This window comes from Streptomyces sp. NBC_01224 (assembly GCF_036002945.1).
In the GTDB taxonomy this organism is placed as follows: Bacteria; Actinomycetota; Actinomycetes; order Streptomycetales; family Streptomycetaceae; genus Streptomyces.
The window spans coordinates 5,598,383-5,618,973 of the sequence record NZ_CP108529.1; the positions used below are offsets into that span (position 1 = coordinate 5,598,383).

General features: G+C 70.4%; 11 protein-coding genes. 6 read left to right on the forward strand and 5 right to left on the reverse strand.

What is annotated here, in order from left to right; all coding sequences use genetic code 11:
- The first annotated feature begins 51 nt into the window (after window positions 1-51).
- Window positions 52-723 (forward strand): HAD family hydrolase, encoded by a 672-nt coding sequence (locus OG609_RS25140; protein ID WP_327274889.1) that lies wholly within the window; start codon window positions 52-54, stop codon window positions 721-723.
- Window positions 724-762: 39 nt separating this feature from the next.
- Here the strand turns inward: OG609_RS25140 and OG609_RS25145 are convergent, their stop codons facing one another.
- A complete protein-coding gene (locus OG609_RS25145; RefSeq protein WP_327274890.1) occupies window positions 763-1,332 on the reverse strand; it encodes a DJ-1/PfpI family protein in 570 nt (189 codons plus the stop codon).
- Between the two features lie 390 nt (window positions 1,333-1,722).
- On the opposite strand from OG609_RS25145, the gene OG609_RS25150 reads away from it, so the two are divergent.
- Window positions 1,723-6,726 carry an NAD-glutamate dehydrogenase gene (locus OG609_RS25150; RefSeq protein ID WP_327274891.1) on the forward strand — a complete coding sequence of 1,668 codons (5,004 nt, stop codon included), beginning with the start codon at window positions 1,723-1,725 and terminating at the stop codon, window positions 6,724-6,726.
- 75 nt (window positions 6,727-6,801) lie between these two features.
- On the opposite strand, the gene OG609_RS25155 is transcribed toward OG609_RS25150, so the two are convergent.
- From OG609_RS25155 to OG609_RS25165, 3 genes are all read right to left on the reverse strand, one after another.
- Window positions 6,802-7,155 carry a hypothetical protein gene (locus tag OG609_RS25155; RefSeq protein ID WP_327274892.1) on the reverse strand — a complete coding sequence of 118 codons (354 nt, stop codon included), beginning with the start codon at window positions 7,153-7,155 and terminating at the stop codon, window positions 6,802-6,804.
- Window positions 7,156-7,235: 80 nt separating this feature from the next.
- A complete protein-coding gene (locus tag OG609_RS25160; protein WP_327274893.1) occupies window positions 7,236-8,012 on the reverse strand; it encodes an ABC transporter ATP-binding protein in 777 nt (258 codons plus the stop codon).
- Window positions 8,005-8,946 (reverse strand): ABC transporter permease, encoded by a 942-nt coding sequence (locus OG609_RS25165; RefSeq protein WP_327274894.1) that lies wholly within the window; start codon window positions 8,944-8,946, stop codon window positions 8,005-8,007. The genes OG609_RS25160 and OG609_RS25165 overlap by 8 nt, the downstream gene beginning before the upstream one ends.
- A 128-nt stretch (window positions 8,947-9,074) precedes the next feature.
- Between OG609_RS25165 and OG609_RS25170 the strand changes: the two genes are divergently transcribed.
- Entirely contained in the window at window positions 9,075-9,689 is a 615-nt protein-coding gene (locus OG609_RS25170; protein WP_327274895.1) for a TetR/AcrR family transcriptional regulator, read from the forward strand.
- A gap of 3 nt (window positions 9,690-9,692) precedes the next feature.
- On the opposite strand, the gene OG609_RS25175 is transcribed toward OG609_RS25170, so the two are convergent.
- Complete coding sequence (locus OG609_RS25175) at window positions 9,693-13,229, reverse strand: bifunctional glycosyltransferase/CDP-glycerol:glycerophosphate glycerophosphotransferase (protein ID WP_327274896.1); 3,537 nt, start codon at window positions 13,227-13,229, stop codon at window positions 9,693-9,695.
- Window positions 13,230-13,330: 101 nt separating this feature from the next.
- Between OG609_RS25175 and OG609_RS25180 the strand changes: the two genes are divergently transcribed.
- From OG609_RS25180 to OG609_RS25190, 3 genes are all read left to right on the forward strand, one after another.
- Window positions 13,331-15,355 (forward strand): bifunctional glycosyltransferase/CDP-glycerol:glycerophosphate glycerophosphotransferase, encoded by a 2,025-nt coding sequence (locus tag OG609_RS25180; RefSeq protein WP_327274897.1) that lies wholly within the window; start codon window positions 13,331-13,333, stop codon window positions 15,353-15,355.
- A gap of 180 nt (window positions 15,356-15,535) precedes the next feature.
- Window positions 15,536-19,102 carry a bifunctional glycosyltransferase/CDP-glycerol:glycerophosphate glycerophosphotransferase gene (locus tag OG609_RS25185; protein WP_327274898.1) on the forward strand — a complete coding sequence of 1,189 codons (3,567 nt, stop codon included), beginning with the start codon at window positions 15,536-15,538 and terminating at the stop codon, window positions 19,100-19,102.
- A 215-nt stretch (window positions 19,103-19,317) separates the two neighbouring features.
- A complete protein-coding gene (locus OG609_RS25190) occupies window positions 19,318-20,559 on the forward strand; it encodes a glycosyltransferase family 39 protein (protein WP_327274899.1) in 1,242 nt (413 codons plus the stop codon).
- The last annotated feature ends 32 nt before the right edge of the window (window positions 20,560-20,591 follow it).

The window sequence follows — 20,591 nt, forward strand, 5'->3', positions numbered from 1 at the left end:
GCTGCCCCGCTTCCGGAACGGGTGTCGGACCCGGCGGGTACTTTCTTATGCATGGGGACGCATGGGAAGCACCGCACGCATCTGGTCTGGGACTGGAACGGCACACTGCTCGACGACAACGCCGCGGTCGTCGGCGCGACCAACGCCGCGTTCGGCGAGGTCGGCCTGGAGCCGATCACTCTGGAGCAGTACCGCGAGATGTACTGCATCCCGATCCCCCGCTTCTACGAACGGCTGATGGGCCGGCTGCCCACAGAGGCCGAGTGGGAGCGGATGGACGGGATATTTCACCTGCACTACACCGAGCAGCGGGCCGCCTGCGGGCTCACCGAGGGCGCCGAGCAGCTTCTCGCGCAGTGGCAGCTGGCCGGACGCAGCCAGTCTCTCCTGAGCATGTACGGACACGACCAGCTGGTCCCCGTGGTCCGGGGGTACGGCATCGAGCGGCACTTCGTACGGGTCGACGGGCGCACCGGACCGTCCGGCGGCAGCAAGGCGCGGCACATGGAGCGGCACATCGCCGCGCTGGACGGGGTGTCCCCGGAGCACACGGTGGTCATCGGCGATGCGCTGGACGACGCCGTGGCCGCCGCCCATGTCGGTGCGAAGGCCGTTCTCTACACCGGCGGATCGCACAGCAGGGCCAGTCTGGAGGCGGCCGGGGTGCCGGTGGTCGACAGCCTGGCCGAGGCCGCCGACCTCGCCGAGCGGATGGCTGGATAGGGAGGAAGGACGAGGGGGCCCGGTCCCTCGTGAGCGCCGTCAGGTGGTCACCGGGGCCTTTGTGCGGAGCACCTTCAGGAATTCGCGCATCCACGCCGAGTGGTCCGGCCACGCTCGGGACGAGATCAGGGTGCCGTCGACCACCGCCTCGTGGTCCTCGAAGACGGCGCCCGCCGCCTGCATGTCGACCTCCAGCGCGGGGTACGCGGTGACGTGCCGGCCGACCAGTGCGCCGACCGCCGCCGTCATCAGCGGGCCGTGGCAGATCTGGGCCACCGGCCGGTCCGAGTCGAAGAACGCCTTGAGGATCTTGCGCAGCTCGGCGTCGTTGCGCAGATACTCGGGCGCCCGGCCGCCCGGTACGACCAGGGCCACGTAATTTCCGGCGTCGACCTCGGAGAAGGCCAGGTCGGCGGGCCAGGTGTAGCCGGGCTTCTCGGTGTACGTGTCGAAGCCGGGCTCGAAGTCGTGGACCACGAAACGGAGCGTCTTGCGGGCGGGGGCCGCGATATGGACGTCGTAACCCTCCTCGCGCAGCCGCTGGTAGGGATAGAGGACTTCCAGGGACTCGGCGGCGTCGCCGGTGACGATCAGGATTTTCGGTGCCATGGCGGGGCTCCCACGGTTCGTCGGCCTGTTCCGTCTACCAGAGTGCGGCAATACGGGCCGACGCGCTGTCCAGAGTGTCAAACTTCGGGGCCATCTTTTGTACACATACGGCTCGTGACGGTTACGGGGGCGGGCGAGATAGCCTGGACCCCGTGATCAGCGCGATACGCCTCGGGGGCAGCGAAGCCCCCGGCCTGCGCCCGGAGTGCCACAGCACCCGGGCTATCACTGATCCTCACAGCCCGGGCCGACTGTCAAAAATGGCCAATATGGTCCCGGGCATCTCTCATAGCGGCATAGCGTCGACTCAGACCGGAAACCCCGTGTCGTGGCGGTACGTCGTCTTTTTCACCTACGTCACGCAACGGCGCGCGACAGGAGCCAGAGGACATGCAGACCAAGCTGGACGAAGCCAAGGCCGAGCTGCTCGCACGGGCCGCCAAGGTAGCTGACAACAGCCCGGGCGGTGGTGTCGGTGGCCCGGGCGGTACCCCCGGGGTACGTGTTGCGGCCGCCGGGGCCGACCAGGAGCGTCCCGGGCAGGACGTACTCCTCGCCTACCTCCAGCGCTACTACCTGCACACCGCTCCGGAGGACATCGCGGGCCGCGACCCCGTGGACGTCTTCGGCGCGGCCTCCTCCCACTACCGGCTCGCGGAGACACGCCCGCAGGGCACGGCGAACGTCCGGGTGCACACCCCGACCGTCGAGGAGAACGGCTGGACGTGCAGCCACTCCGTCGTCGAGGTCGTCACCGACGACATGCCGTTCCTGGTCGACTCCGTCACCAATGAGCTGTCCCGGCAGGGGCGCGGCATCCATGTCGTGATCCACCCGCAGGTCGTCGTGCGCCGCGACGTCACCGGCAAGCTCATCGAGGTCCTCGCCGACGGCAACGGCATCTCGACGAGCCTGCAGGGCCGCAAGGACGCCAAGGGCGCCGGGACCGGGCTGCCGCACGACGCGCTCGTCGAGTCCTGGATCCACGTCGAGATCGACCGCGAGACCGACCGCTCCGACCTCCAGCAGATCTCCACCGATCTACTGCGGGTGCTGTCCGACGTACGGGAGACCGTCGAGGACTGGGACAAGATGCGCGACGCCGCACTGCGCATCGCCGACGACCTGCCCGGCGAGCCGCTCGACGACCTCGCCGACGAAGAGGTGAACGAGGCCAGGGAGCTGCTGCGCTGGCTCGCCGCCGACCACTTCACCTTCCTCGGCTACCGCGAGTACGAGCTGAAGGACACCGACGCGCTGGCTGCCGTACCCGGCACCGGCCTCGGCATCCTGCGCTCCGACCCGCACCACAGCGTCGACGAGGCGCACCCCGTCAGCCCGTCCTTCGACAGGCTGCCCGCCGACGCCCGGGCCAAGGCCCGTGAGCACAAGCTCCTCATCCTCACCAAGGCCAACAGCCGGTCGACCGTCCACCGCCCCAGCTACCTCGACTACGTCGGTGTGAAGAAGTTCGACGCCGACGGCAATGTCATCGGTGAGCGCCGCTTCCTCGGCCTGTTCTCGTCCGCCGCCTACACCGAGTCCGTGCGCCGGGTGCCCGTCATCCGCCGCAAGGTCGCCGAGGTGCTGGAGGGCGCGGGCTTCTCGCCCAACAGCCACGACGGCCGTGACCTGCTGCAGATCCTGGAGACGTACCCGCGCGACGAGCTCTTCCAGACGCCCGTCGACCAGCTGCGCTCCGTCGTCACCTCCGTGCTGTACCTCCAGGAGCGCCGTCGGCTGCGGCTCTACCTGCGCCAGGACGAGTACGGGCGCTACTACTCCGCGATCGTCTACCTGCCGCGCGACCGCTACACCACCGGTGTACGGCTCCGTCTGATCGACATCCTCAAGGAGGAGCTGGGCGGCACCAGCGTCGACTTCACCGCCTGGAACACCGAGTCGATCCTCTCCCGGCTGCACTTCGTCGTCCGGGTCGCCCCCGGCACCGAGCTGCCCGACCTCACCGACGCCGAGGCCGACCGCATCGAGGCCCGGCTGGTCGAGGCCGCCCGCTCCTGGGCCGACGGCTTCCAGGAGGCGCTGAACGCCGAGTGCGGCGAGGAGCGCGCCGCCGAGCTGATGCGTCAGTACGGCCACTCGTTCCCCGAGGGCTACAAGGCCGACCACACGCCGCGCTCCGCCGTGGCGGACCTGGTCCACCTCGAAGCGCTCAAGAAGGACGAGAAGGACTTCGCCCTCAGCCTGTACGAGCCGGTCGGTGCCGGCCCCGGCGAGCGCCGTTTCAAGATCTACCGGACCGGTGAGCAGGTCTCCCTGTCCGCCGTGCTTCCGGCGCTCCAGCGGCTCGGTGTCGAGGTCGTCGACGAGCGTCCGTACGAGCTGCGCTGTGCGGACCGTACGCACGCCTGGATCTACGACTTCGGTCTGCGGATGCCGCAGACCAACGGCAACGGCAACTACCTCGCCGACGACGCGCGCGATCGGTTCCAGGACGCCTTCGCCGCCGTGTGGACCGGTGAGGCGGAGAACGACGGCTTCAACTCGCTCGTGCTGGGCGCCGGTCTGAACTGGCGGCAGGCGATGGTGCTGCGCGCCTACGCGAAGTACCTGCGTCAGGCCGGATCGACCTTCAGCCAGGACTACATGGAGAGCACTCTCCGTAACAACGTCCACACCACCCGGCTGCTGGTCTCGCTCTTCGAGGCGCGGATGTCGCCCGAGCGTCAGCGGGCCGGTACGGAGCTGACCGACGGCCTCCTCGAGGAGCTGGACGGGGCTCTGGACCAGGTCGCCTCGCTCGACGAGGACCGGATCCTGCGGTCCTTCCTCACTGTCATCAAGGCCACCCTGCGTACCAACTTCTTCCAGATGGCGGACGACGGCAGGCCGCACAGTTACGTCTCGATGAAGTTCGACCCGCAGTCCATCCCGGATCTGCCGGCGCCCCGCCCGGCGTTCGAGATCTGGGTCTACTCGCCGCGCGTCGAGGGCGTGCACCTGCGCTTCGGCAAGGTCGCCCGAGGCGGTCTGCGCTGGTCGGACCGGCGCGAGGACTTCCGTACGGAGATCCTCGGCCTGGTCAAGGCGCAGATGGTGAAGAACACCGTCATCGTGCCGGTCGGCGCCAAGGGCGGCTTCGTCGCCAAGCAGCTCCCGGACCCGGCCGTCGACCGTGACGCCTGGATGGCCGAGGGCATCGCCTCCTACCGCACCTTCATCTCGGCGCTGCTCGACATCACCGACAACATGGTGGCCGGCGAGGTCGTGCCGCCCAGGGACGTCGTCCGTCACGACGAGGACGACACATATCTGGTCGTCGCCGCCGACAAGGGCACCGCGAAGTTCTCCGACATCGCCAACGAGGTCGCCGTCTCGTACGGCTTCTGGCTCGGCGACGCGTTCGCCTCCGGCGGTTCCGCCGGTTACGACCACAAGGGCATGGGCATCACCGCCCGCGGCGCCTGGGAGTCCGTCAAGCGGCACTTCCGCGAGCTCGGCCACGACACCCAGACCGAGGACTTCACCGTCGTCGGCGTCGGCGACATGTCGGGCGACGTGTTCGGCAACGGCATGCTGCTCTCCGAGCACATCAGGCTCGTCGCCGCCTTCGACCACCGGCACATCTTCATCGACCCGAACCCGGACGCCGCCACCTCGTACGCCGAGCGGCGCCGCCTCTTCGACCTGCCGCGCAGCTCCTGGGCCGACTACAACAAGGAACTGCTCTCCGCGGGCGGTGGCATCCACCCGCGCAGCGCCAAGTCCATCCCGGTCAACGCGCACATCCGTGAGGCGCTCGGGATCGAGTCGGGTGTCACGAAGATGACGCCCGCCGAGCTGATGCAGACCATCCTCAAGGCCCGCGTCGACCTGTTGTGGAACGGCGGCATCGGTACGTACATCAAGTCGTCCGCCGAGTCGAACCCCGACGTCGGCGACAAGGCCAACGACGCGATCCGGGTCAACGGCCAGGACCTGCGGGCCAAGGTCGTCGGCGAGGGCGGCAACCTCGGTGCCACCCAGCTCGGCCGGATCGAGTTCGCCCGCAACGGCGGCCGGATCAACACCGACGCGATCGACAACAGCGCCGGTGTGGACACCTCCGACCACGAGGTGAACATCAAGATCCTGCTCAACGGTCTGGTCCGGGACGGCGACATGACCGTCAAGCAGCGCAACAAGCTGCTCGCCGAGATGACCGACGAGATCGGCCGTCTGGTGCTGCGCAACAACTACGCGCAGAACGTGGCCCTGGCCAACGCCACGGTCCAGGCGCCCTCCCTGCTCCACGCCCACCAGCGCTTCATGCGCCGGCTGGTCCGTGACGGGGACCTCGACCGCGGGCTGGAGTTCCTGCCCACCGACCGGCAGATCCGCGAACTGCTGAACGCCGGCAAGGGGCTCAGCCAGCCCGAGCTGGCCGTGCTGCTCGCGTACACGAAGATCACGGCGGCCCGGGAGCTGATCAAGACCAGCCTGCCGGACGACCCGCACCTGCAGAAGCTGCTGCACGCCTACTTCCCGCAGCAGCTGCGGGAGCAGTTCCCGGAGGCGGTCGACGGGCACGCGCTGCGTCGCGAGATCATCACCACGGTCCTGGTCAACGACACCGTGAACAGCGGTGGTTCGACCTTCCTGCACCGGCTGCGGGAAGAGACCGGCGCCTCGATCGAGGAGATCGTGCGGGCGCAGTTCGCGGCCCGCGAGATCTTCGGCCTCGGCCAGGTGTGGGACGCCGTCGAGGCGCTCGACAACAAGGTCGCCGCCGATGTGCAGACCCGGATCCGGCTGCACTCGCGCCGGCTCGTCGAGCGCGGTTCGCGCTGGCTGCTCGGCAATCGGCCGCAGCCGCTGGAGATCGCCGGGACGATCGACTTCTTCAAGGCGGGTGTCGAGCAGGTCTGGGCCGAGCTGCCCAAGATGCTGATGGGCGCCGACCTGGACTGGTACCAGTCGATCCTGGACGAGCTCACCGAGGCGGGCGTCCCGGGCGAGCTGGCCCAGCGGGTCGCCGGATTCTCCTCCGCCTTCCCGGTGCTGGACATCGTGGCGATCGCGGACCGCACCGGCAAGGACCCGCTCTCCGTCGCCGAGGTGTACTACGACCTCGCGGACCGGCTGGGCATCACCCAGCTGATGGACCGGATCATCGAGCTGCCGCGGGCCGACCGCTGGCAGTCCATGGCCCGTGCCTCCATCCGCGAGGACCTGTACGCCGCGCACGCCGCGCTCACCGCGGATGTGCTGTCCGTGGGCAACGGGACCTCTACGCCGGAGGAGCGGTTCAAGGCGTGGGAGGAGAAGAACGCGGCGATCCTTACCCGGTCGCGCTCCACGCTTGAGGAGATTCAGGGGTCGGACGCGTTCGATCTGGCGAATCTGTCGGTGGCCATGCGGACGATGCGGACGCTGTTGCGTACGCACGCGTAGGGGTTGGTCGGGGCGGGGCGGCTGCCGGGGTTCCCGGCAGCCGCCCCGCCCTCAATCGCCGGACGTGCTCGATATTCACTGCTGCCACAGGGTGAGTTCGGTGAAGTGGTCCGGCAGATCGTTGGTGGCGAGCCAGGGCTGCGGCCCCTCGGCGTCATGGTCGACGACCGGCACCGGGTGGTAGCCGGAGACCCGGCGGGCGGCGGCCACCTCACGGGCGAACCGCAGCCGGAACGCCGCACTCTGCGCGTGCTTCCGGCGGATCACCTTCAGCGCGACGGGCTGGCCGTCCCGGGTGTGCGAGAGATGGACCGTGCCCATCCCGCCCTCGCCCACCCGGCCCCGCCGGACGTAACCGGAGATCTCCCGCTGATCGTCCGCCCACAGCGGTCCCGGTACGCCGTCCTGCGTGTGCCCCCTGAACGGCATCCGGACAACTCCGTTGTGCGGCACGGGAGTTCATCACCCCGGCCGCCCCGGCCGCTCTCCCCGGCCCGCCGCCCGCGCCGCTACTTCTTGCCGGTGAACTTCTCGTACTCGGCCACTACCTCGTCCGCCGGACCGTCCATCCGCAGCGTTCCCGCCTCCAGCCAGATCGCCCGGTCACAGGTCTCGGTGATCGACTTGTTGCTGTGGCTGACCAGGAAGACCGTGCCGGCCTCCTTGCGCAGCTCGATGATCCGTTCCTTGCTGCGCCGCTGGAACCTGGCATCGCCGGTGGACAGCGCCTCGTCGATCAGGAGGACGTCATGGCTCTTGGCGGCCGCGATCGAGAAGCGCAGCCGGGCGCCCATGCCGGAGGAGTAGGTCCGCATCGGCAGGGTGATGAAGTCGCCCTTCTCGTTGATGCCGGAGAAGTCCACAATCCCCTGGTAGCGCTCGTGGATCTCGGCCCGTGTCATCCCCATCGCGAGGCCGCCGAGCACGACGTTGCGCTCGCCGGTCAGATCGCTCATCAGCGCCGCGTTCACCCCGAGCAGCGAGGGCTGGCCCTGGGTGTGCACCCGGCCCTTCGTCGCGGGCAGCAGACCGGCGATCGCCTTCAGCAGCGTCGACTTCCCCGAACCGTTGGAACCGATCAGGCCGATGGCCTCGCCCTTGTACGCGGCGAAGCTCACCCCCTTCACGGCGTGCACCTCGCGCACCCCGGGGGTCTGCCGGCGCGAGACGATCCGGCTGAGCGCCGAGGTGGCGCTGCCCTTTCCGGTACGGGCGCCATTGACCTTGTACGTGATGTGCACATCGTCCACGACGACGGTCGGCACCCGCTCGTTGTTGTCAGCCACGTCCGTACCGCTCCTCCGCCTGCCAGAAGTACACGAATCCGCCCACGCCGCACACGAGCGCCCAGCCCGCGGCGATCGCCCACACATGCGGCGGCAGATGGGACGCGCCGAAGCTGTCGATGAGCGCGAACCGCATCAGGTCGATGAAGACGGCGGCCGGATTGCACTCCAGCATCACCATCACATAGTGCGGAACCCGGTCGCCCTTGAGCATCGTGTCGACGCTCCACATGACGCCCGAGGCGTACATCCAGGTGCGCAGGATGAACGGCGTCAGCTGGGCGATGTCCGGCGTCCGGGCGGCGAGCCGCGCCACCACCATGGAGACACCGGTGTTGAACACGGCCTGGAGGAACAGCGCCGGAACCGCCAGTAGCCAGGACGGCTTGGGGAACTGCCCGAACCCCACCAGGATCAGCACCAGGGCGGCCAGCGAGAACAGCAGTTGCTGGAGCTGCTGGAGGGCCAGCGCGACCGGCAGCGAGGCGCGCGGGAAATGCAGGGCCCGGACCAGGCCCAGGTTGCCGCTGATCGCGCGGGTCCCCGCGGTGATCGAGCTGGCGGTGAAGGTCCAGATGAAGACGCCGGTGACGAGGAACGGCACGAAGTCCTCGACGTTGCGCTTGGTGTTCATCAGGACGCCGAAGATGAAGTAGTAGACCGTCGCGTTCAGCAGCGGCGTCATGATCTGCCAGATCTGGCCGAGCTTCGCCTGGCTGTACTGCGCGGTCAGCTTGGCGGTGGCGAACGCCGTGATGAAGTGCCGCCGCCCCCACAGCTGCCGGATGTACGCGCCCAGCGTGGGCCGGGCCCCGCTCATGGTCAGTCCGTGCCGGGCGGCGAGCGCGGCAAGCTCGCCCGGTGCGTACACCGGGAAGGGCTCACCGGCAGGGGTGTCGGCCGGGGCCGCTGGGGTTGTTGTCTGGCTCACCACGATCGCTTTCGACGGGAGGGCAGGAACACGACGGCCGACGGGACGGAACCGTATCGTCGCAACGTCGAGGGTAGGGCGCATCCACGTCGCAACGCAACCGTTTCGTCGTTACGGACTATGATTCGGCCATGACCACCGACCCGGGAACCCGCCGCCGTGTCCCCGCCGGAGCCGCTGTGCTGCGCGAGGACGTCACCGATGCGATTCGCAGCGCCGTCTTCGAGGAGCTGGCCGCGGTGGGCTTCGCCCGGATGTCGATCGAGGGCATCGCCCGGCGCGCGGGCGTCGGCAAGACCGCCGTCTACCGCCGCTGGAAGTCCAAGCTGGCCCTGGTCCTCGACCTGGTCTCCGCCGTCGCGGTCCAGGGCATGCCGGCTCCGGCGACCGGTTCGCTGTACGGGGATGTCCGCGCCGTACTGGAACTCGCCTCCTACGCCCTGCGCCACCCCGTCGCCTCGCAGGTCATCCCGGACCTGCTGGTCGAGGCGGCCCGCAGTCCGGAGATCTCGGAGACGATCAAGGCCGCCCTGCTGGACCCGCATCAGGGCATCGCCGCCGTCGTCGTACGCGACGCCGTGGCGCGCGGCGAGCTGCCCGAGGACAGTGACCCGGACCGTGCGCTCGACCTGATCGTCGGCCCGCTCTACTGGCGGCTCGCCGTCGTCCGCACTCCGCTGCCCAAGGGCTACCTCGACGACCTGGCGGCATCCGCCGTCGCCGCACTCAAGAACCGAGCCGGGTAGGCACTACCCCTCGGCGAGCAGCCGGTCCGCGACCCGCGCCGCCGCCCCGCCGTCGTCCAGGTCGCAGAAGTCCCGGCGGAAACTCTCGTACGCCTCCGAGTGCCGGGCCGCCGATGCGGTCAGGGCGCCGGCATCTCGCAGGATCCCGGCGATCTCGTCCGTGCCGACGAGCAGCGGCCCCGGCGCCCGGGTCTCGAAGTCCAGACAGAAACCGCGCACCGTGTCCCGGTAGTGCTCCAGGTCGTAGGCGTGGAAGAGCATCGGACGGCCCGTGTGTGCGTAGTCGAACATCAGCCCCGAATAGTCCGTGACCAGTACATCGGCGATCAGCAGCAGCTCCGCGGTGTCCGGGTGCGCCGACACATCGCGTACGCCGTGTCCCTCGGGCACGCTCCCGGTCACCTGTGGATGGCGCCGCACCAGCACGGTGTGGCCGTCGCCGAGGGACCGCGCCAGCGCTGCCAGGTCGAGCGCCGGATCCCAGCGGTAGCGGGGCCGCTCGCCACCGGTGCCGGACGGGTGGGCCAGCTGGTCACGGTAGGTCGGCGCGTACAGCACGACCCTGCGGCCGTCCGGGATGCCGAGCCTGCGGCGAACCCGCTCGGCGGTCTTGGCCCGGTCGGCCGAGAAGAGTAGATCGTTGGCGGGGGACCCCGCCTCCAGGACCTCGCCCCCGTAGCCGAGAGCGCGGCGCAGCAGCGGGGTGGAGTGGCGGCTGGGGGAGACCAGGACGGACCATTGGGCCGCCCGGCGCGGCAGCGAGGCGAGCTGGTGGTGGTCGGCGTACAGGGTGCCGCCCAGATCCGTACCGAAGCGACCGAGCGGTGTGCCGTGCCAGGTCTGCACGACGGTCTGGCCGGGCCGCCGCTCGAACCACTCGGGCAGTTGGTCGGCGGTGACGATCCGGCGGGACCGCGCCAGCGCCTCGTACCAGGCGGCGCTGTGTTCGATGACCGGGACGGTGGCGGACGGGATGTGTCCGTGGAGCCCGTCGGTGACCCAGAGGTGCTCCGACTCCACGCCCCGGCGCAGGAGTTCGGCGTGGACGGCGCGCGGCGAGGCGCCGCCCGTGTAGAGGACGGCGTCCCGCAGTGGCAGTGCGCGCCGGGCCGGATAGTGCGTGCCGCGCAGTTCGGCCCGGCGGTACGCGCCCCGCTCGGCGACCGCGAGTACCGGTCCGGCCTGCACGGTCAGCCGGTCGCCGAACCTGCGGTCCAGGGCGAACTCCCGGCCGGGTGCGGGGGCCGTGGAGTCCGCCCCCGTGCGCCGGAGCGGCAGACGGGCGGTGAGTGCGGTCAGCACACGGACCGGCCGACCGCCCAGATACGCGTCCCAGCGGCCCTCGTGCAGCCCCGCGGCCACCGAGGGCGCGAGGAACGCGGTGAAGCGGTAGCCCTCGTAAGCCCCTTCGGGCGCACCTGCGCGTGCTTCCCCGTACGTTGCCGCGCGCGGCTCCTCATGCGTGACGGGGACCGTCACCGTCTCGCGCAGTGCCTCGTGCCGCAGTACGAGGTGGGTCGGGCCTTCCTCCTCCCGTACGCCCGTTCCGGCGCCGGTCACCCCCTCCACCCGCAGCGCACCGTCCGACGTCCACGCCGCCCCGTCCACGAACGGCTGCCCGCTCAGGTCCAGCACCAGCTCGCCCATCGCATCGGCCACGACCGGCGGCGCCGCCTCCGGGGCCGCGGCCAGCGGCACCCTCGACCCGTCCGCCAGCACCAGCCGCGCCCGCCACCGCCCGCCGGGCTCCGGCTCGACCTCGCGGGGCGCCCGGTGCGGCGCCTGCGGTGCGGCCGCCATCCCGGTGAGGTCGGTGAGCGGAATCCGTACTGCGAAACGGCCGTCGGCCCGGCACTCGACCGGGTGGCCGAACTCCTGGTCCGCCACCCCTTCGCAGGTCAGCACCAGGGCCTTCGGCCGGGCGCCCCCGTACAGCCGGCCGGTCAACTCCAGCTCCTCGCCGATGCGACGGTCCTCGCACCGGGCCGGCAACTGCGCCAGGGTCAGCCTCAGCCGCCCGTCCAGGTAGTCGAGCACCGCCCGCCGTCCCTCGCCCAGGTCGTGGACGAGCGGTTGCACGGACCCCGCCTCCACGGCCCGTACGGCCACTCGGCGGACCGTGCCATGAGCGGCCACCATCATGCCCACCAGCCAGCTGCCGGGCCGCAGCCGACGCGGGTCGAGAGTCAACTCGAAACCCGCGTTGTCATAACTATGCATCTGCTGACCGGAGTTGATGGTCGCCTCGGGTGCGGGAACGTTCCGCACCGGCACCGTCCGCAGATGCTGACCGCGGGTCGCGCGCACCATGCCCACCTTCAGCGAGTGGCGCGGAGCCGCGGCCGGCAGATTGCGGATGTACGCGTAACCGCGCAGCAGCAGCTTCCCGTCGTCGCCCCACTGAGCCTCCAGCAGCCGTGCCACGGCGGGGAGATCGGTACGGGCGAGGCGGGTGCTGTCCGGGATGCCGGGGAAACCGGCCTGCCGCCGCCCCGGCACGCCGCCGACCGTGAACGTTCCGGCGCCGTTGGCCCGTTCGAAGGCGAGCACGGCCAGCAGCTCCGCAAGCCTGCGCTCCTTCACCAGCTGCCACTTGATCCGCAGCTCCACCGGCAGTTCATGGGCCACTGCCCGGCCCGACCTGGCCGCCCCGTCCATCCGCTCCATCCGGTCCAGGAATGCCCCCGCGTCCGCCATGAACGCGTCCCGGTACTCGGGCCCGCCCATCGCGAGCCCCTCCAGGAAGTACACGAAGTCGTCGCGCAGGCACGAGAGGTCGTAGCGGCGCCGCGCACCGCCGTTCGCCACCCCGCCCCGGCCCGCCAGGAACGCGCTGACCTGCTCGCACGCCGAGATACGGTCCCGTAGGCCCTTCACATCCGTACGCCGCCGGGTGATCGATCCCTCCCGCACCCGCCAGTAGTAGACATGCTTGTGCAGCACATCGACCGAGCCCGCGAGGAAGTGCGCGGGGATCATCACCGGGGTGTCCTCATAGAGCTTCCCCTCCGGGAAGGCGAAGGCGTGCCGGTCCCAGAAGGAGCGCCGGAACACCTTGTTCCAGGCGACCCGGTCGGCGATCAGTCGCGGATCGCGGCTGATGTGGGTGCGGGCCCGGGTGGTGGTCAGCCAGCGGTACTGCCAGGCCTGCTGCCGTCCCTGCTCGTTCAGCCGCCACACATTGCCGGTCGCGAGGTCGGAGCCGGTCGACTCCAGTGACGCCAGCATCCGTTCGTAGGCGTCGTGGACGACGATGTCGTCGCTGTCGACGAACGCCAGATACGGCACGTCGGCCGTGGTGTGCCGCACGCCGGTGTTGCGGGCCGCGCTCAGCCCCGCGTTGGGCTGACGGACGTAGTGGAAGCGGCGGTCGCGGGCGGCGAACGTTCTGGCGACGGCCGTGCTGCCGTCCGTCGAACCGTCGTCGACGAGGACCACCTCGATGTCGGAGACCGACTGTTCGGCCACCGACCGCAGGCAGTCCTCCAGATAGTCCTCGACGTTGTGGACCGGGACGACGACACTGAGGCGCGGCTTCATGCCAGGTCAACCGGGGCGGACGCGCCTGGTCACCGGCACTGCCCCGAACGGGTGAACACGCGATTCGTTGCGCGGTGGGTGCGCGATTACCCTCGGCTGCCATGCTCCTCAGTGTTGTCGTGCCCGTCCACCGCGTTCAGGGATATCTCAGGGCGAGCCTGGACTCCGTGCTGGGCCAGGGCCCCGGTGGATGGGAGCTTCTCGTCGTCGACGACGGGTCGAGGGACGGCAGCGCCGAGATCGCCGCCGAATTCGCGGCGCGCGACCCGAGGGTCAGGGTGATCACCCTCGACGAGCATCGCGGGGCGGGTCCGGCCCGCAACGCCGGGGCGGCAGAGGCACGGGGGCGGTATCTCCTCTTCCTCGACGGCGACGACCTGCTGCGACCGGGCGCCCTGGAAGCGATCACCGGCCGGCTGACCGCGAGCGAACCGGACGTGCTCCTCCTCGGACACGACCGCATCGACTGGTGGGGGGACGTCTCGTCCCCGGCACCCGTCATCCCGTCCCCGGCATCCGTTGCCGAGGACTTCTCCACCGCCGTCCCGCACCTCTTCCGCCGCGCCTTCTGGACCGCGCACGGTCTCCACTTCACCGACGGCCCCTATGAGGACGTCCTCCCCGTCCACCGCGCCACCCTCCTCGCCTCCGACGCCGGCACACTCGACACCCTCGACCGGATCTGTGTCCGCCACCGCATCCGCCGCTCCGGCACCTTCGCCACCACCCCGGGACGCCACCACTTCGCGATTCTCGACGCATACGAACAGCTGCTCGCCGAGACGGGCCACGACCCACGGATCCGGGCGGCGCGCACCCACCACCTGCGCGCCGTCCTCGCCGACCCCGGCCGGACCGCCCCCGAGGACCGCGCCGCCTTCCACCGCGCCGCAGCCCTCCCCGGCAACTACGCCGTCCACCGCGCCCGGGAAACCGTCCGCACCGGTCGCACCCGCATCCGGGCCGCCCTGCGCCACCGCAAGAAGACGCTCCGGGCCCGCGTCATGCGCGCCGCCTACCGAACGGATCTGCTCCGCCCCCTGGACCCCGACCTCGCGGTGTACGGGGCCTATTGGAACCGGGGAGTCGCCTGCAACCCGGCCGCGATCCACGCCAAGGCCCTCGAACTCGCCCCGCACATCCGGGGCGTCTGGGCCGTCTCCTCCCGTCACCGCGACCGCATGCCGCCCGGCATCCCGTACGTCATTGAGGGCTCCCGCGCCTACTGGCGGGCGATGGCCACCGCCACGTACCTGATCAACAACTCCAGCTTCCCCGGCGGCTTCACCAAACGCCCCGGCCAGCGCTATCTCCAGACCCACCACGGCACCCCGCTGAAGACCATGGGCCTGGACCAGCGCGCCTACCCGGCCCTCACCAACGGCATCAGCTTCGAGAAGATCGTCGCCCACGCCGACCAGTGGGACTTCTCCCTCTCCGCCAACCCGCACACCACCGAGATCTGGGACCGGGTCTACCCGTCCGGCTACGAGCATCTGAACCTCGGCTACCCGCGCAACGACATCTTCTTCACCGCCACCCCCGAGCAGACCGCCGCGATCCGGCAGCGACTCTCCCTCGCCCCGGGCCGGACGGTGCTGCTGTACGCGCCCACCCATCGCGACTACCGCAAGGGCTTCGTCCCCCACCTCGACCTGGAACGACTCGCCCGCGAACTCGGACCGGACTACGTCGTGCTGGTCCGGGCGCACTACTTCTACGGCCGCTCGGCGCAGCTGGACAGCGCCCGGGTGGTGGACGTGACGGCATATCCGTCCGTCGAGGAACTCTGCCTGGTCTCCGACGCGTTGATCACCGACTACTCGTCACTGATGTTCGACTACGCCTGCCTGGACCGCCCGATCATCAGCCACGCCCCGGACTGGGCCGCCTACCGGGCCTCGCGCGGCACCTACTTCGATCTGCTGTCCGGACGCCCCGGCGACACCCCGGGCGCGGTCGCCACCGACGAGGATGAGCTGCTGGAACTGTTCAGGACGGGCGAGTGGCGCTCGGCGCGGACGGCGGAGCTGCGGGCGGCGTTCCGGGGGCGTTTTTGCCCGTACGACGACGGACACGCGGCCGAGCGCGTGGTGCGGCGGCTGTTCCTGAGCGACGGCGACTGACGACAACGCCGGAGGCGGAGGTCCCGGACACCGCGACGCCGCTGACAATCGCGGGCGAGGTCGTAAGCGCGGCGCAGCCGATGTCACCCGTTCGGGAAAGACCGCAACCGGTGACCCCCGGCCCTGCACAGGGTTGAGCCATACGGACAACCAGGCCCCCGATGAACGGACGTGCTCAACATGCCGCCACGGCTCAGTGTCGTCGTACCCGTCCACAACGTCGAGCTCTATCTGACGGACTGCCTGAAGTCCCTCGCGGAGCAGACCATGGCCGACCTGGAGGTGGTGATGGTCGACGACGGGTCCACCGACAACAGCGCGGTCCTGGCCGCCGAGTTCGCCGAAAAGGACGGCCGGTTCCGGCTGGTGAGCCAGGAGAACGGCGGACTCGGGCACGCCCGCAACACCGGGGTCCGCAACTGCGACCCGGGCGCCCGCCATCTCGCCTTCGTCGACAGCGACGACGTGCTCCCACCCCGCGCGTACGAACTCCTCGTCGGCGCCCTGGAGGAGACCGGCTCGGACATCGCGTCCGGCAATGTGCTGCGGCTGCGGGCCTCCGGAAAGCTCCAGCAGTCGCCCAACTTCCGCAAGCCCATGGCGACGACCCGGCTGCGCACCCACATCTCCCGCGACTGGGACCTCGCCGCCGACCGGATCGCCTGCAACAAGGTCTTCCGCCGGTCCTTCTGGGACGAGCACGCCTTCGCCTTCCCGGTCGGCGCCCTCTACGAGGACATCCCGGTCGTCCTGCCCGCCCACTTCCTGGCCCGCTCCGTCGATGTGCTGAAGGACGCGGTCTACCACTGGCGCGACCGGGCGGGCTCGATCACCACCCGTCGGGCCGTCGTCCGCGGTATCCAGGACCGGGCCTCGCACGTGCTGGGCGTCTCCACCTTCCTCGACGAGCACCGCGGCGCCGCCGACAAACGACAGTACGAGGCGCACGTCCTCGCCAACGACCTCTGGTACTTCATGGAGGCACTGCCCGACGGCGACGAGGAGTACCGTCGCGCCTTCCTCACCTACGCGAACGAGTTCACCGACCAGGTCGACCCGGCCGTCCTCGACGCGCTCCCGCTGCGGCTGCGCCTGATGTGGCACCTCGTGCGCGAACGACGGACCGACGAACTGCTGGCCCTGCTCGCCTTCGACAAGGCCGAGCCGGGAGCATTCGCGGTACGGGGCGTGCGGCGCCGCAGCGCCTTCTTCCCCGCCCTCGTCCGGCCGGTGCCGCGCTCCGTGCTGCGGGTCACCGACCGGGATCTGCCGCTCACCGCCCGGCTGCGGGACGCCCACTGGAGGGGCGGCAAGCTGCACCTCAGGGGGTACGCGTACATCCGGAATCTGCCCGCCACCACGCGCGGCACCGAGTTCCGGGCCGGCTGGCTGCGGGCGGGGCGACGGCATGTGCTGCCGCTCCGGCTGCGCACGGTCGCCGAACCCGAGGCCACCGCCCGGTCCCGGCAGAGCCTGCACGACTACGACCGGTCCGGCTTCGAGACCGTCATCGACCCGGCCAGGCTCCGCATCGATGCGGCCGGCAGCCCCGACCGGCTCACCTGGCGCCTGGAGATCGGCATCGCCGGGCACGGCATGCTGCGCCGCTCCGACCTCTCGACGAGCGAGGCGGCCGCACCGCCGCCCGTGCACCGGCCCGACGGCGACCACCGGATCGTGCCCGCCTTCGAGGACGGCAGGCTCGTTCTGCACGCCGAGCGGATCGATGCCCGCTTCGAGACACACCGCGCGGGCGGCACGGGCGGCGGCGCAGGCACCGTGGTGATCGACGGGATGATCCGCGACCGCCTAGGCAAGGGACCGCTGCGCCTCGCACTCACCCACCGGGCCTCCGGTACCTCCTTCGACTGTCCGGTGACCGTGCACGAAGGGGCGGTGCCCTCGGCTGCGGGGTGGCGGCGTTTCACAGCCGATGTCCCGCTCGGCGCCTTCGCCGACGCCCGGCAGGGAGCGGGGGAGGGGGCGGTGCCCGCACAGCTGCCGTACAGCCTGCAGCTCCTCGGCCCGGACGGGCGCAGGACACCGATCGACGTGCCGGGGCCTGTACCGCCGGGCCGCTACCCGCTGGGCAGGGACGGCGACCTGCGGCGCGAACTCGGTCTGACCGCAAGCTCCCGCGGCAATCTGCTGATCAGCGACCGCACCGTACAACCCGCCGTCGACCTGGCGACCTGGACGGGGGACGGACAGCTCCTCCTGGAGGGCACCTTCCCCGACGACCCGGAACGGCCCGTCGAGCTGGTGGCCCGGCACAGCGGACACGGCGAGGAGGCCACCTTCCCCCTCACCTCCTCCGGGGCCGTCGGGGCGCGGCGGTTCAGGGCCGCGCTCCGGCCGGACGCCGTAGAAGGACCCGGTGGGAAACTGCCGCTGGGCCAGGGCCACTGGTACCTCTTCCTCCGCGAGAAGGGTGCGAGGGACGACGCGTACGACGCCCCGCTGCGCATCCCGGCCGCCGCCCACCGCACCCTGCCCGCCGCCCGCACCCTCGCGGGCCGGAAGTACCTCATCGAGCGGCGCTTCCACGACCAGCTGCTGATCAACTCCGCATCGGTGCTCACCGCCGCGGAACGCGGTGCGCGCGGCAAGCGGCTGCTGCGCGAGGCGTACCGGGGCCTGCGCATGGCACCTCTGCGCGACACCGTGCTGTACAGCAGCTTCGACGGCCGCCAGTACTCCGACTCGCCGCGCGCGATCCATGAGGAAGTGGCGCGGCGGGGAGCCGAGTTGGACCATCTGTGGGTGGTGCGCGACCAGCAGGCCCGTATCCCGGCGGGAGCCACGGCCGTCGAGCACGGCTCCGCCGCCTGGCACGAGGCGCTGGCCCGCAGCCGTCACATCGTCACCAACACCCAGCTGCCGGAGTGGTTCGAGCGGCGCGAGGGCCAGTGCGTCGTCCAGACCTGGCACGGCACCCCCCTCAAGCGCATCGGTCTCGACCTCGCGGGCACCGCCCGGGCCAACACCGCCTATATCGCCACCATCGAGCGGCGCGCCCGCCAGTGGAGCGTCCTGGTCTCCCCGAACCGCTTCTCCACCCCCGTCCTGCGGCGCTCGTTCGGCTACCGGGGCGAGGTTCTGGAGTGCGGCTATCCCCGCAACGACCTGTTCCGCGCCTCGGACCGGACCAAGGTCGCCGCGGCGGTACGGGAGCGGCTCGGCATCCCCGAGGGCAAGCGGGTTGTGCTGTACGCGCCGACCTGGCGCGAGGACAGGCCGCAGGGCGGCGGCCGCTACGCCCTCGACCTGCAGCTCGACCTGGACGCCGCCGAACGCGAACTCGGCGCGGACACCGTCCTGTTGGTCCGCCGCCACTATCTGGTGACCGACCGCCTCCCGGACAGCGGCAGCGGCTTCGTCCGTGACGTCTCGCGCTACGGGGACGTCGGCGAGCTGATGCTGGTCAGCGACGCGTTGGTCACCGACTACTCCTCGCTGATGTTCGACTTCGCCCAGACCGGCCGACCGATGCTCTTTCACACCCACGATCTGGCGCACTACCGCGACACCCTGCGCGGCTTCTGCTTCGACTTCGAGGCCCGCGCCCCGGGCCCCCTGATCCCCGGCTCCGCCGGACTCATCGAGGCGCTGCGCGACCCGGAGCGGGCCACCAGGGGACACGCGCAGGCGTACGAGGCATTTCTCCGGGACTTCTGCGACCTGGACGACGGACACGCGGCGGCGGGGGTGGTCGACCGGATGCTTCAGGGCCTTGACCGGTCTTGACCGGTCTTGATCCGACGGACCGTGGTCCGTGCAGCCCGGCCGGTCCCGGTGCCGGCCGGGCAGGACCCCGAGGCCACCACACCCCGCCTGAACCGTTTGAGTGATTCAGGGATTCGGACGTTTGCGCAGATACGCAGGGCATCGAAGTCGCGAGCCATGTAAGTGTGGTCATCGGTGTGTTGCTCAGCGTCCTCGGGTTGCTACGTTCTGTTTTCATGGGTATCCGAATGCGATGCGAAACCTGGGACGTACGACGGGCGAGAGCGGTGGTGCTCGTTGCTGCGGCCGCCGGTCTCCTCACCCGAATGCTGATCGCGGCGAATAAGCCCGGACCGGCCGACGTGCGGATCTTTCAAGGTTTCGCAGAGGCCATCGTGCGGTACGGCCCCATTCGGATTTACGAACAGCCACTGCCGGGACTGCCCGTCTACAACCATCCGCCACTGGCCGGCTGGATGCTCCTAGGTCTGCACGAACTCTCCGAACTCGGAATTTCCTTCGGAACGCTGATCAGATCACCCGCCTCGATCGCCGACTTCTTCTGCGCTCTCCTCGTGTTCGAAATCGTGCGTCGGCGCAGCTCCGCCGGTACGGCGGTCGCCTGCGGTGTGGGCGTGGCCGTCAGCCCCGTACTGATCGCCACCTCCGGCTATCACGGCAACACCGACGCGGTCGCCATCACGTTCGCCCTGGCCGCCGCCCATCTGCTCGCCGACCGGAAGTCGCCGCTGGCCGCCGGGGTGTGTGCCGCGCTCTCGATCAGTGTCAAGTTCGTCCCGGTGGTGGTGATCCCGGCGCTGTTCGTCGTCGCGCTGCGCTCCGGCCGGCCGACGCTCATCCGTTTCACCGCCGGGTTCACCGCCCTCGTCGCCCTCGTCTGGGGACCGGTCCTGGTGACCGTGCCGCAGAGCCTCAAGGAGAACGTCCTGGAGTACGCGGGCGGCAGCTACCGGCTCTGGGGTCTCGTCCGGTTCGCCGACGCGCTCGGCCTGTCGCAGTCCTTCATCACCTTCATCCAGGGCGAGGGTCACTTCCTCTTCGTGCTGGTCTGCGTGTCGGTCGGGGTCTGGCTCGCCTGGCTGCGGCCCGCGCAGCTGCCCTATGTCGTCGCCGTAACGATGGGCCTCCTGCTGCTGCTCTCCACCGCGTCCGCCCTGCAGTACCTGACCTGGGCGGCCGCCGGGCTGTTCGTCATCGGGTTCTGGGAAGGCGCCGCGTACAGCTGTCTGCTCGGCCTGACGGCGGTCCTCGGTTACCAGGGACGCTCCGCCGTGCGCTGGAGCGAAACGGTGCTGCATCTGGGCGAGGCCGGCTGGTTCGTCCTCGCCGCCTGCCTCGTCAGCGGAGTCCGCAAGATCCTCGCCGCGCAGTCGGCCGCACCCCCGCAATCCCCCGCCGACCGGAGCTCGGTCCCGGCGCCCTGCACCCCGCGGCCCACCGGTTCCTCCATCAACTGACCGCCCCTCCCAAGCACCGAGCACAACTGGAG

Coding starts and splice junctions, on each gene's coding strand:
- OG609_RS25190 (WP_327274899.1), top strand. CDS start 19,318: ATGGGTATCCGAATGCGATGCGAAACCTGGGACGTACGACGGGCGAGA.
- OG609_RS25170 (WP_327274895.1), top strand. CDS start 9,075: ATGACCACCGACCCGGGAACCCGCCGCCGTGTCCCCGCCGGAGCCGCT.
- OG609_RS25140 (WP_327274889.1), top strand. CDS start 52: ATGGGGACGCATGGGAAGCACCGCACGCATCTGGTCTGGGACTGGAAC.
- OG609_RS25185 (WP_327274898.1), top strand. CDS start 15,536: ATGCCGCCACGGCTCAGTGTCGTCGTACCCGTCCACAACGTCGAGCTC.
- OG609_RS25180 (WP_327274897.1), top strand. CDS start 13,331: ATGCTCCTCAGTGTTGTCGTGCCCGTCCACCGCGTTCAGGGATATCTC.
- OG609_RS25150 (WP_327274891.1), top strand. CDS start 1,723: ATGCAGACCAAGCTGGACGAAGCCAAGGCCGAGCTGCTCGCACGGGCC.
- OG609_RS25175 (WP_327274896.1), bottom strand. CDS start 13,229: ATGAAGCCGCGCCTCAGTGTCGTCGTCCCGGTCCACAACGTCGAGGAC.
- OG609_RS25155 (WP_327274892.1), bottom strand. CDS start 7,155: ATGCCGTTCAGGGGGCACACGCAGGACGGCGTACCGGGACCGCTGTGG.
- OG609_RS25145 (WP_327274890.1), bottom strand. CDS start 1,332: ATGGCACCGAAAATCCTGATCGTCACCGGCGACGCCGCCGAGTCCCTG.